This window comes from Cytophagaceae bacterium (assembly GCA_016722655.1).
GTDB lineage: Bacteria > Bacteroidota > Bacteroidia > Cytophagales > Spirosomataceae > Leadbetterella.
On sequence record JADKIR010000004.1, the window covers coordinates 602,290 to 615,391 of the forward strand.

The 13,102-nt window shown below is 36.4% G+C and carries 11 protein-coding genes; all 11 read right to left on the reverse strand.

Annotated features, from left to right (window positions below; genetic code table 11):
• Positions 1-4: 4 nt before the first annotated feature.
• Positions 5-604 carry a class I SAM-dependent methyltransferase gene (locus tag IPP61_03225; protein ID MBL0324185.1) on the reverse strand — a complete coding sequence of 200 codons (600 nt, stop codon included), beginning with the start codon at positions 602-604 and terminating at the stop codon, positions 5-7.
• Positions 597-3,050 carry an ABC transporter permease gene (locus IPP61_03230; protein ID MBL0324186.1) on the reverse strand — a complete coding sequence of 818 codons (2,454 nt, stop codon included), beginning with the start codon at positions 3,048-3,050 and terminating at the stop codon, positions 597-599. The genes IPP61_03225 and IPP61_03230 overlap by 8 nt, the downstream gene beginning before the upstream one ends.
• 91 nt (positions 3,051-3,141) lie before the next feature.
• Positions 3,142-5,535, reverse strand: a complete 2,394-nt coding sequence (locus IPP61_03235) for an ABC transporter permease (protein MBL0324187.1) — start codon at positions 5,533-5,535, stop codon at positions 3,142-3,144.
• 100 nt (positions 5,536-5,635) lie between these two features.
• The gene (locus IPP61_03240; GenBank protein ID MBL0324188.1) at positions 5,636-8,059 is read right to left on the reverse strand and encodes an ABC transporter permease; all 2,424 of its coding nucleotides are present in this window, start codon (positions 8,057-8,059) and stop codon (positions 5,636-5,638) included.
• 35 nt (positions 8,060-8,094) lie between these two features.
• Positions 8,095-8,445, reverse strand: a complete 351-nt coding sequence (locus tag IPP61_03245) for a hypothetical protein (GenBank protein MBL0324189.1) — start codon at positions 8,443-8,445, stop codon at positions 8,095-8,097.
• A gap of 78 nt (positions 8,446-8,523) precedes the next feature.
• Positions 8,524-9,201 (reverse strand): ABC transporter ATP-binding protein, encoded by a 678-nt coding sequence (locus tag IPP61_03250; protein ID MBL0324190.1) that lies wholly within the window; start codon positions 9,199-9,201, stop codon positions 8,524-8,526.
• 154 nt (positions 9,202-9,355) lie between these two features.
• Complete coding sequence (locus tag IPP61_03255; protein MBL0324191.1) at positions 9,356-10,603, reverse strand: efflux RND transporter periplasmic adaptor subunit; 1,248 nt, start codon at positions 10,601-10,603, stop codon at positions 9,356-9,358.
• Between the two features lie 498 nt (positions 10,604-11,101).
• Positions 11,102-11,446, reverse strand: coding sequence for an ATP-binding protein (locus tag IPP61_03260; GenBank protein MBL0324192.1), 345 nt, complete (start codon positions 11,444-11,446; stop codon positions 11,102-11,104).
• Positions 11,447-11,455: 9 nt separating this feature from the next.
• The gene (locus tag IPP61_03265) at positions 11,456-12,424 is read right to left on the reverse strand and encodes a histidine kinase (GenBank protein ID MBL0324193.1); all 969 of its coding nucleotides are present in this window, start codon (positions 12,422-12,424) and stop codon (positions 11,456-11,458) included.
• A 6-nt stretch (positions 12,425-12,430) separates the two neighbouring features.
• Positions 12,431-12,841: a putative toxin-antitoxin system toxin component, PIN family gene (locus IPP61_03270; GenBank protein ID MBL0324194.1), complete on the reverse strand. Its 411-nt coding sequence runs from the start codon at positions 12,839-12,841 to the stop codon at positions 12,431-12,433.
• Between the two features lies 1 nt (position 12,842).
• A complete protein-coding gene (locus IPP61_03275; protein ID MBL0324195.1) occupies positions 12,843-13,070 on the reverse strand; it encodes a hypothetical protein in 228 nt (75 codons plus the stop codon).
• Positions 13,071-13,102: the final 32 nt, after the last annotated feature.

Here is a 13,102-nt window from a genome sequence, read left to right on the forward strand (position 1 = left end):
AATCTTATTCAATTTTCATTTTCTTTGCTAAAACCACCAGACCCCTATCAGTTTCCTTTTCTATAAAATCCTTAATCATGTATTCTATTTCCAGCCCATTTTCCGATAATAAATCAGCGATTTTTTCTTTCGGAATAGCACTGTAATAAAACTCCTGCCCCAACATTGGGCTGGTGTGTTCATCATCAACATCTCCATGGGTAAACAATAAATAACCTCCCGGATTAAGCAATCTGGCGATTTTTGGATATATCATTTCCTGCTTACTTTTCGGAAAATGAAAAAAAGAATCCCAGGCCAGTATGCCGTCGAAAGTTTCGGAAGTTTCGAAATCAAAAAAGTCGGAATAGTGAAATTTGGCATTCAGAATATCGTTATTTTGGGCTAATTCAATCATTTTTTCAGAAAGGTCAATTCCGGTTACGTGATGACCTTTTTCGGCTAAAAATAAAGCAACTGGTTTTCCTGTTCCACATCCAATGTCCAGGACTTTGGCACCGGGTTTTAGTTTTTCGGAAAAATCCATAATAAGCTGACTTACAAAGGATTTATCTCTGAATTCCGCCCATTGGCTAGCAATAGTGTTATATGATTCCCTATTCACTTCGTAAACTTTTTACAGGATTCATCAATGCGGCTTTAATACTTCGATAGCTTATTGTCAGGAATGCAATTAGCACGGTCATAAATCCTGACAAGACGAAAATCCACCAGCTGATTTCTGTCCTGTATTCAAAGTCCTGCAACCAATTATTCATAGCATAATACCCTAACGGAAAGGCAATTAAAAAAGAAATGACTATCAGTTTCAAAAAGTCTTTAGATAGTAAACCAACTATTTGGGGAACAGATGAACCCAGCACTTTTCTGATTCCAATTTCTTTGAATCTTTGTTCTGTAGTGAAAGTTACAAGGCCAAATAACCCGAGGCATGCAACAAAAATGGTCAACAGGGCAAAAATCCTCAAAACTGAATTCATATTGGCTTCTTTTTGATAAGTCTCATTATAGAGATTATCCAAAAATGCATAGGTAAATGGCTCACCTGTGCCGTAAGAAGACCATTTGGTTTTCATATCATTTATCAAATCAGTGGAATTCTCAGAATTCACCTTGATTATCAAGCTATAATATGGATTATATTTCATAACCAAAGGGTCAATTTTTTCGTGTAAAGACCTCGAATGAAAATCTTTAACCAAACCAATTACGGTGAGAATCTCTTTGGGTTTGTCGGCACCTACCGATTCGAGGATGGTTTGTCCAACAGGATTTGGCTTTAGACCAAACGCCTTAACCGCTGACTCATTGATAATTATGTTATTCTTTTCAGTGCCATTTTGTTTAGAAAAATTCCTCCCGGCCAATACTTTCAGGCTTAGTGTGGGTATGTATTCTTCGTCAATATTAAAATTTTTAGCCCTGACTCTCTGTATCGGATCATTAATCGAAGAAACGAGCGTCATGTTGTTGTCCGATGGCCCTGCAGGTACAAATGCCGAAGTCGAAATATTTTTTACCCGGCTGTCTTTCTTCAATTCGTCCCTAAAGGCATTGAAATTATTCCCAAGAAGCCCTGCTTCTCTAATTACAATAAGCTGTTTTCTATCATAGCCAAGATCCTTATTTTGAATATATTGCATTTGCTTACCTACTACCAATGTCCCGATTATCAGGGTAGCCGAAATCGCAAATTGAAAAACAACAAGGCCGCTTCTTATGCCTTTTGAGCTTCCGGTTGAAAATTTGTTTTTCAAAGCATTCAATGGCTTAAAACCTGACATAAAAAATGCCGGGTAACCACCAGCCAGAAAACTAATGAAGAACGTAAGCAATACAACAGAACCCAAAACCTGAGGGGTAGTTAGATCCAGAAAAGTGTAGGTTTTACTGGAAATTTGATTGAAATAAGGAATAGCAAAATAAAAGATCAAGCCTGCCAAAATCATAGCCACCAAAGTTGAAATAAACGCCTCAGTCAAAAACTGAAAAACCAACTGGCTTTTTTCAGACCCCAAAACTTTTCGCATCCCTATTTCCTTCACACGTTTTGAGGCTCCGGCTGTTGACAAATTCATGAAATTTATACAGGCAATCAATAACATAAAAAGTGCAATCGCTGAAAAAATATATACCGTTTTTATGTCTCCTGGTTGTTCGAGCTCAAATTTGTAATCTGAATATAGGTGGATGTCCGGAAGGGGTAATAACCTGAATCCAACTTTATTACCTTTATCCAAAAACTCTTTGAAGCTCATTCCCATACCTGATTTGATCTGAGCACTCATGTATTTTTCAGGAATGACTTTCAATTTAGTTTCCAGATGAGCTAAATCAGCTCCCTTGGCAAGCAAAAGATAAGTGTGGTAATTTCCGTTTAACCAGCTTGGACTTAATCCATCGGAATTGCCGGCCATTGAAGTCAAGATATCAAAATGAAAATGGGCGTTGGATGGCATCTCTTCAATGATTCCTGTTACAGTGTATAGTCCGCTCAAGTCAGTGTATCCAATTTGAGAATAAACACCCTGATCTTTAATCTCGATGGATTTATTGATGGGGTTTTCCTCTCCAAAGTATGTTTCAGCTTGTTTTTGGGTTAAAACGACCGTATATGGCTTATTTAAAGCATTTTTTGCATTCCCCTTTATAAATTTTATTGAGAAAATATCAAAAAAAGTAGAATCTACCATGGCAGATTTGCCATTTCTAAAAGACTTATTTGCATAAATAACCTTTGCGGTTTCGGCAGTTTTTAGCAAGCGAGTTGCACCCAAAACCTCGGGAAATTCATTTTTAAAAGTCTGAGCCACAGGTGCCATCACACTTGACTCTTCTATGAGCTCGTCACCCATTTTAGCACTTAGGTTCACCCTGACTATTTGATTGGCTTTTTCATTGAATTTGTCATATGAAATCTCGTCAATCACGAAAAGTGAAATTGTAAGACAAGTGGCAATTCCCAATGCCAGACCAATGACATTTATTAAAAACATTGCTTTATTTTTGAGGAGATTCCTCCAGGCTATTTTGAAATAGTTTTTAATCATGAATAGTATGCTTTTGGCAATCAGTTTTTTTTTACTGAAAGATTAATAATTAATGTTTTATATATTTCAAAAAAAATGTCATAAGGCTATTTTACTCAGTTTTTAAACTTTTGACAGGATCTAATAATGCTGCTTTGATGGCTTGAAAACTGACTGTCAATAGTGTGATTGCAAGAGCTCCAATACCTGAGGCAACAAAAACCCACCAGGACAATTCGGTACGATAAGTATATTTTTCCAGCCAACCATTCATGAAATAATATGCTACCGGAGCTGAAAGCAGACAGGCAATAATCACCAAAAGCACAAAATCTTTGGAGAGCATGGCCCATAGGTTCGTCACCGTGGCTCCAAGCACTTTTCTGATTCCAATTTCTTTGGTGCGTTGCTCTGCTACGAAACTGGCAAGACCAAAAAGCCCAAGGCAGCTGATAAAAATTGCCAATACCGTGAAAATACCGGCGAGGTTTCCCAATTGCTCTTCATCTGCAAATTTGGCTTCGTATTCTTTGTCAATAAACTGATAAGAATAAGGAATATCGGGAAAATGTTTTTTGAAAATTGCTTCAATTAAAGAAAGACTTTCTGAGGCACTTTTCTCGGGATTAAGTCTGATATTATAATAACTGGCAGCATTCCTTCTATCAAAAGCATAAATCATCTGTTTAACTTTTGCGTAAGGTGATTGCATCACCATGTCCTCCACCACTCCCACAATTCTTAGTTTCTGATACATTCCTTCATCTTTTGTCAAAAACTTTCCGATTGGATCTTTCAATCCCATGTATTTTACGGCACTTTGGTTTAATAAAACAGCGTCAGAGTCGGTTTTCATATCTCTGGAAAAATCACGACCCTGTACAATTTTCAATCTAAGAGATTTGGCATATTCGGGTGAAACTTCTGTCCAGGCAAAATCTTCCTGAAAACCTTGAGGCTTACCTTCCCATTCCCATCCTGAGCGGTTAGACCATACATCGGTGGTTGGACTACTGCTTGACGACATCTCAACAGCAGCACCAGAATTCAGAATCTGTGTACGCATGAAGTCATATTTACCGATAAAATCCATGTACATTACAGGAACTTGTATCAAACCATTGGTATCATAACCAATAGGACGGTTTTTGGTATGATTGATTTGTTTCATCACTATCAAAGTACCAATTACCAAACCTACCGAAACTGCAAACTGCATCACAACCAGCACTTTTCTCGGAATTGAGGCCAATTTCCCGACTCTGAAAGTACCTTTAAGAACTTTTACCGGTTGAAAAGACGACAGATACAATGCCGGATAACTTCCTGATATTAAAGCAGTAAAAACTACTATCCCCAAACCTGTTGACCAAAAATAAAGATTAGACCAGGGGAAATTTATTTCTTTATCAGTAAGTGAATTAAAGCCCGGAAGTGAAATATTGACCAATAAAATTGCCAATAAAAATGCCAAAATCACTACCAAAAAAGATTCGCTTAAAAACTGAAAAATAAGCTGATTCCTTTCAGAACCTATCGATTTCCTGATACCCACTTCTTTGGCTCGTTTTTCAGAACGGGCGGTGCTGAGATTCATAAAATTGATGCAGGCTAGTATCAAAACGAAAATTCCGATTATGCTAAAAAGCCAAACATTTTCGATCAGTCCGCCTGACTGAACCCCATCCTTAAAATCAGACCGAAGATGCCAGTCTTTCATAGGTAGAAGAATCATCGTGGAATTAAATTCTTTGGATTCAGGATCACCTATTTGTTTGACTTTCCCGATAATCTTTGAAACCTGGCCAACTGATACATTATCAGCAACTTGGACATACATTTGAAAAGAATTATTTCCCCAGTCATCTTCCGAATTTTTCACCCATTCTTGAGACGAAACAAAATATTCCCATGGCATTATGAAATTCAGATAACCAAATGATGAGTTTTTGTTGATGTTTTCATAAACTGCCGTTACCTTCATATTGTGCAGGTTATCAACTTTGACCACTTTTCCGATAGGGTCGGTATTCCCAAAAAGTGCCTGTGCAGTAGTTTCAGAAAGCATTATTGAGTTCAATTCCCTCAGCCCATCGGGGTCGCCATTCAGGATTTTCAAATCGAGCATTTTGAGGATACTTTTCTGGATAAAATTCCCTTCCTGCGTAATATTCTTTTCTCCAAATTTAATATAGTCTGTTTGCGGCCAGGTTGCCATGGCTATTTCTTTGAAATAAGAACCGTAATTTTCCCGAAGCATTTTCTCCAATGGTATTGGAATCGGTTGACCGGTGCCTATTTTACCATTAAAAGTCTGATGCTGATATACCTGTGCTAGTTTTTCTGAATTTTTGAAATTTGAATCATAACTCAATTCCTCAAAAACCCACATACCGATAATAAGAGCAACAGCCATCCCCACAGCCAGGCCAAATATATTTATGAAAGAATAAATCTTGTTTTTTTGGATGTTTCTCCAGGCAATTTTGAAATAATTTTTGAGCATGATTTTTCTAGCTTTTAGCTACAAGCAATTAGCTGATAGCTTTATTTTAATGTTTTACTTCTTTCTAAATTTATGATTTGCATAGTTCAAATATTGGGCATCATTCCGACTTCAAACTATTAATTGGATTCAATAAAGCAGCCTTAATTGACTGAAATCCAACCGTTACAATAGCTATCGCAATGGCCAAAACTGCAGCCAAAGCATAAATCCATAAACCAATATTGATACGATAAGGAAAATCTGAAAGCCATTTTTCCATGAAATAATAGGCTATAGGACTAGCCAAAACTATGGAAATTCCAACCAGAACTAAAAACTCTTTTGATAGCAAATTAAAAATGCTAAATACGCTTGCACCTAATACTTTTCTGATTCCGATTTCCTTTGTTCGAGACTCAACAGTGAAGGTGGCCAAACCGAAAAGACCCAAACAAGCAATGAAAATCGCCCAGATTGATGCCGATGTAAACAAGTGTCCGTACTGTTTTTCGCTTACATATTGTTTTTGAAAATTCTCATCTACGAAGAAATATTCAAACGGATTTCCTGAAAAATACTTTTTGTAGAGATTTTCAAGAGAACTAATCTTGTCGGACATTTTATCTGCAGTAAGTCTTACTGTAATATAAGCCGAGCTATTTTGAGGGTAGAAAATCATCGGGTCGATGGATTGCTGAAGACTAGCATGATGATAGTCTTTTACCACGCCAACAATTTCAAGATAACGTTCGTCCCATTTGATTTTTGTGGAAAGTGCTTCTTCCGGCGTAAGATGAAGCTGCTCTAAAGCCCGCTCATTTATCAAAACTTTGGAGTTATCATTCCATTCAACATTACACTCCTCAGACGTGAAGTTTCGCCCAGATTTTAATTTTATATCGTAAGTTTTCAAGTATTTATCTCCTATGATAGAAAAAGCAAACGACTTATTTTCATCACCAAATTTTGATTTTGGAGATGTAATGCCCTCCGTCATGAAATTGTACCAACTACTTGGCACGCTGCCACTGGTAGCATAATCTTTAATAAAACTTTGTTGAGAAATTTCATTTAAAAAACCATTTCTACGAACTGTAAAAGTGCTATCTATCCCCACATCTGGTCCACGAACTACTAATAGCTGGTTGATATTTATGCCCAAATCTTTGTTTCGCATATAATTTAACTGACTATATATCAGTATAGTAAACAAAATCAAAGTAACTGAAACACTAAACTGAGAAACCACCAACGATTTGCGAAGGAAAACTCCTTTGCTAGTTTTTGTAATTTTACCTTTAAGGGTTTCGATAGGCTTATAATTAGATAAAACAAACGCAGTATAAGCCCCAGAACTCAAAGATCCGAGCACTAAAAGAACGATACCTAAAATCCATACATTAGAATTACTTAGAGATTTAAGGGATAGTTGTTTGCCTATCATTTCATTGAATAATGGCTGAAGTGAGAAGATTAACAGCAATGCTAACATAAATGCCAAAACATTCAGCAAAACCGATTCACCTAAAAACTGGCCGACCAAATTGCTTTGTGTTGCCCCAATTACTTTGCGAACCCCAACTTCGTTTGCTCTTTTGAGAGAATTAGCCGTGCTGAGGTTGATATAATTGAACCATGCAATAAGCAAAATCAAAAAGGCAATACCGGCAAGCATATAAACGTACCTAATATTTCCTGTGTGTTGTAGGTTATCTGAAAACGAAGCAGCTAAATGGGCTTCACTGAAAGGCTGAATTCTGAAAATATTGGCATCTTTTTCCTTTTGCATTTCACGTCGCAATGCCGTTAGCTTCTTTTCAAAAACTTTATAATCAGTTCCGGTTTGCAGCGAAATTACGGCATTGATAAATTGAGAATCTAAATTATTGAGATTTGCCCAACCGTTTCCATTGAGATTTGCCTCATTTTTTAGGGTTTCAAGAGAAAAAACAATATCAAATCTAATCGTAGAATTTTCGCCCATATCTTCATAAACACCATCAACGGTGTAAAGAGCCTTTCCAAACTGATTATAGAGCGAGATGGTCTTTCCAATTGGATTTTCATCTCCAAAATATTTTTTACTATATGAATCCGAAATAAACGCTACGTTGGGCTTATTAAAACTTTTTGAATTACCAGATTTTAAAGGAAAACTAAAAAAATCGAAAAAATTTCCTTCCACATAGCCAATACTTTGCTCTCTGAATGAAACGTTTTTGGCTTCATTTTTTACAATTCCTTGAGCAACACCTTCAGCATATCTACTAAAGTCTTTCATTTCAGGAAAACGCTCCTTGGCCTTCGCAACCCAACCTGGCTCCACTTGCGACCATGAACCACCATTGGTGTTTTCCATCATAACACGATACATGTTGGGCAAATTGGTATGAAACTGATTTACACTTTTTTCTAAACTTACGTATTCAAGAATAAGTAAAAAAGCAGAAATACCCATTGCTAAGCCCGCAATGTTTATGAAACTATAGACCTTGTTGCGAACAAGATTCCTCCAGGCGATTTTGAAATAGTTCTTTAGCATAATAATGTTAATTTAAATCTTCATTTGAAGATTATTTAAGACTTAGAAGGCGTTGGGGTTTCTTTCCTCTTCTTCGCAATATTCTGCTCACTTTTCAGATTATTTTCCGGAAAAACTATGGTGGTGCCATGCTTGTTGGATTTGAATTGTGCATTTTTCAATTGTAGATTTTTCATCACAAATCCTTCTTTCGAAATATGAATGATGGCTAGATCTTGAGCATTGTAAACCAACGTATCTGCCTCTTCATTTACAAGTTTTAAAAGGTTATTTTCAAAACTCAATGCTTCGCCAAATTCGTAGGAACCATCTGATTTTTTAACAAAATCTTGGCAGTAAACTTGCCCAAAAGCAAGCAAAAATGTAATTGTTAATAGCTTTTTCATAATTCGGTTTTAAATTTAGTATGTTACCTAAATTCAATCTTTTTGGCCATTTTTTTAGCTTAGGCCTTGCTAATCAGCCTATACGTGAAAGTTTTCAGTAACTATCTTACCATCAAACAGATTGATGATCCGATGAGCAAAACTTGCGTCGTAAGGCGAGTGCGTTACCATAGCTATCGTGGTGCCTTCATTGTTGAGTTCCTGCAATAGCTTCATTACTTCTTCGCCATTGGTAGAGTCGAGATTACCGGTCGGTTCATCGGCAAGAATAAGCTTGGGTTTGGCTACCACAGCCCTGGCTATGGCCACCCTTTGCTGCTGACCTCCTGAGAGTTGCTGAGGAAAGTGGTTGCGGCGATGCATCATGTTCATGCGGGTAAGTGCAGCTTCTACTTTTTCTTTACGCTCGGCAGCGGGAGTTTTGAGATATAAAAGTGGCAATTCCACATTTTCGAATACCGTCAACTCATCAATGAGGTTAAAGCTTTGAAAAACAAAACCAATGTTTCCCTTTCTTAGTGAAGCCCGTTCTCTTTCCGACATTTTGGCTACCTCATTGCCATAAAAATCATAGGTTCCTTCTGATGGATTATCCAATAACCCAATGATATTCAGCAAAGTAGATTTGCCACAGCCCGATGGACCCATGATGGCCACAAATTCGCCGTCTTTTATTTCCAGATCAATGCCGTTTAAGGCAGTAGTTTCAATTTCCTCGGTAGTAAATACCTTCTGAAGGTTGTTAGTTTTGAGCATAATTTTAGCTGTTAGTTTATAGCTGTTAGCTTTGGGCTACTTTTTTTGTTTGCTATATTTATTATTGTGTTATTTTAAATCAATTTTTTATAAATATTACATTAATCATTCGCATTGAATTTTCGATTTTTAAGAAAAAATTTATCGCATCTTTCTAGAACACCAGCACTTCCTTATCTCCAAAGTTCTCATATCCACTGGTAATCACTTTTTCTCCGGCTTTAAGGCCACTTAGTACTTCGAAATATTCAGGATTTTTTCTTCCAAGTGTGATACTTCTTTTAACGGCCTTTTTGCCCGAGGCCTCCACTACATATACCCAGTTTCCACCGGTATCTGAAAAGAAACCACCTACAGGCAATAATACTGCTTTTTCAGCTTTTCCTAATTCCAGTCTCACTGGTGACGATTGCCCGCGACGGATACCTTCAGGCGACTTGCTGCTAAAAATCAAATCAACTGCAAAACGACCATTTTTGACCTCAGGATAGACTTTCAGAATCTCAATTTCATGTGATTTGCCATTAAAATCAAAGGTTCCTTTCAATCCGGCAAATATTCTTGAAATATAATGCTCATCAATCTCAGCTCTCAGTTTAAAACCATCCAAATCATCGATTTGACCAATATTTTGACCCTGATTTATGTTGGAGCCAACTTCCACATCAATCGATGACAACAGACCTGCAACCGGTGCTTTTACAACCAAATTCTCCAGGGTTTGTCTCCACAAATCCACATTTTTCTGGGTTCTCTGAAGTGTACCTTCCAATTGTTTGATTTGCATCGCCGAGTTTTCTTCCTGGTATTTTTGCGATTCAATCTCAATTTCACGCTGCTTTACATACCGCTCATAGTCCCTTTTTGATTTCTGAAAATCAGCTTCCGAAACCACATTATCTTTGATCAGTTTCTTATTTCTTTCATACAAATCTTTGGCTTGATCCATCTGATAATCAAGCTCCGACAGATTTTTTCTTAGGGTAAATTTCTCCACCCTCAATCGCTGACGGGTATTTTGGAGATCGTTTACCAGTCTGTTAGCTTCAGTTTCAGATTGTAAAAAATTCAATTTCAATGATTGATTTTCAAGTCTCAGGATTATGTCACCCTTGTTTACTTTATTGCCACCTTCTACCAATTTCTCAGTTACATAGCCACCTACTATCGCATCTAGTCTGATGGTTTTCAGAGGCTGAACGGCTCCCTGAACGATGATAAATTCATCAAAATTGCCTTCTTTAACCTCACTAATAGTGATTTTTTCGGCATCGACATTGAGTTTTGATCTTTTGTCGGAAAAAATCAAAAGATATGCTATGAAAGCCACCAAACAGGTGCCAATGGCAACAAGTATTATCCTTTGTTTTGTCCAGAATTTTTTCGGTATTATTTTATCCATCAGGTATTTATTTCTAATTCTTTTATATAAGATTCCTATTTCGTGCCAAGAATTTATTTTACTTATAATCAAATACTTACAATATTATATATTTTTAATTTTGTCCGATTTTGGACGTTCGCTGTCCGATTTAAATTTCCAGAATTATTTCCGGATTTTGCTCTTTTATTTTTCAAAAAAAAATTCAAATATTTTTCAGTTTGAAATTTTTAAACAGTTTCAGGAATTTTCTTAAAAAGAATTTTTAATTTAAATGAAAATTTTCATGCTATTTTTTGAATTACTAAACCACTCATTTTATGGCAAATACATACAAAAGGATCCTGCTGCATTTGGTTTTTGCGGTTAAAAATCGGGAAGCTGTTCTGGTTAAAAGTTGGCGACCGAAATTATTCGAATATATTCATGGTATTGTCAATCAACTGGTATTTCTTATTATTTTACTTGAAAGAAGATACCTCCCAACGACCCTGTAGGGGTCGCAGTATATCTCACCACTTATCCAAACTGCAAGATGAACACAGACCCATGTGGCAGATTTTCAGCATAGTTGATTTTTGCGTCATTAAGAGATAGAATCTGTCGCGATAGGCTAAGCCCAATACCTGAACCCGTTTTTTTTGTAGTATAAAATGGAATAAAAATCTTTTCCTGCTCTTCCTTCGAAATTCCCGGGCCGTTGTCCGATATTTCAATAGTTTTTAAACCATTCTTTATTATAGCTTTTACAGTTATTTCGGGTGAAGAATTTCCAAAATCAACCTCCATTCCGTTTTTAACGATATTTATCAGAACCTGTTCTATCTGATCCGGATCAACTAAAAGTTCAAAATTAGTTTGAATATCAAAATTTTAACCAATAGATTTCTCGACAGCACTTTGTACAAAAACTGCTTCAATATTTCGGAATAAATCCTGAACTTCTACCACACTTTTGTTTGGCAGAGGGATGGTCGTAAATTCCCTATATGCATTCACAAAGTTCATAATACCCTTCCCCCTCCTCTGAATGGTTTTCAGGGCCTCTTTCAGGTCTTGAATTGACTCTTCGTTGGACTCAGAAGTCTTCAAATCATAATCCACAATGTCGCTCATAGTTTCTGAAAGTGAAACTATCGGCGTAACGGAGTTCATGATTTCATGACGGAGCACTTTGGTAAGATTCTGCCAGGCCTCCAACTCTTTGATCTGCAATTCTGACCGGATATTATGGATGGCCACCAGCCTGATTTTTCTCCCCCGCATCTGGATATCAGTGGCAGTAAAAGAAAGATCATTTTCCGAAAAGGTCAATAATTTACTCTCGGAAGATTTAAGTGTGGTTATACATACAAAAGCCTCAGGATTAACTTGTTCAATGTCATTTAAATGTTTCAGCCTGTACACCTTCAGGAGTTTAGCTGCCGCCTGATTGTGAATTTCAATCTTGCCCTCGGTATCAAATGAAAGTATGCCTACGTTGATTTGCTGCACAATGGCATTGATAAAATGCAGACTGGCTTCCCGCTCAGCACGCACCTGATTGAAGCTGCCAATTACTGCATTGAGGTCGGTATTAAGGTCTTTGAAACTCTCTCCAAGGGTGTTATCAGCTTTAAAAGTGATTGCAAAATCCTGATATTGAATGGCTTCAAAAAGTCGTTTCATTTTTCGGTTGAGGGAAGTAACATATTTGAATAATTGCACACCAGCAATCAATATAGCTACTAATACCAAAAATGCAAAAAGAAACAGATTTTTAAGATACAGAAAAGCAAAAGCCAAACACAGCAATATGATAATTGCTACCCTGACCACTATGCCTAAACTGAACTTTTTCATAAACTATTAAGAATTAAAAAGTTCAATTCGAAATTGGTTTGTATCAATCACTTTAACTTTTGGAAACTCTATACTTTTCAAGATATTGAAATCTGAATCATGTGTGAGAAGAAAATCAGCATTGGCTGCAATAGCACAATCAACAAACTTATTGTCGTCCGGATCTTTCAATAAATTAAATCTAAAAAATGAGTTTATAAAAATAACGTTCGGCAAACTTAGGATTAGAGCCATTGCAGTTTCACCTGCTTCATAACCCATTTTTTGTTCAATAATCTCAGCGTATTCATCCAGAATTTCGGTTGTTACACAGAGAAAGAAATTTTCATTCAAAATAGCCTCAAATAACCAGTGATATTTTGATTTACTGGAAATTGAGACTAAGAAAACATTGGTATCAATTACAACTTTTTTCAAATTATGAATGGATTTTTCTTAGTTTTTGTGCCAAAAGTGCATCCATATCGGCATCGCTCAATTGCTCCTCATCCCATTTTTTATCTGCAATAGTAATTAATTTTTCAGCAAAAAATTTCACAATAATCCGCTTCAAATCCATCAATTCATTTTCCTGAAGATTATGAGAAAAGACCTTCAGCAATTCTAATTGAGCGTTATTAAATGGTTGTTTTATTAAGCTTTGCATAAAATTCTTTTTTTACAAATATAACGAAAATG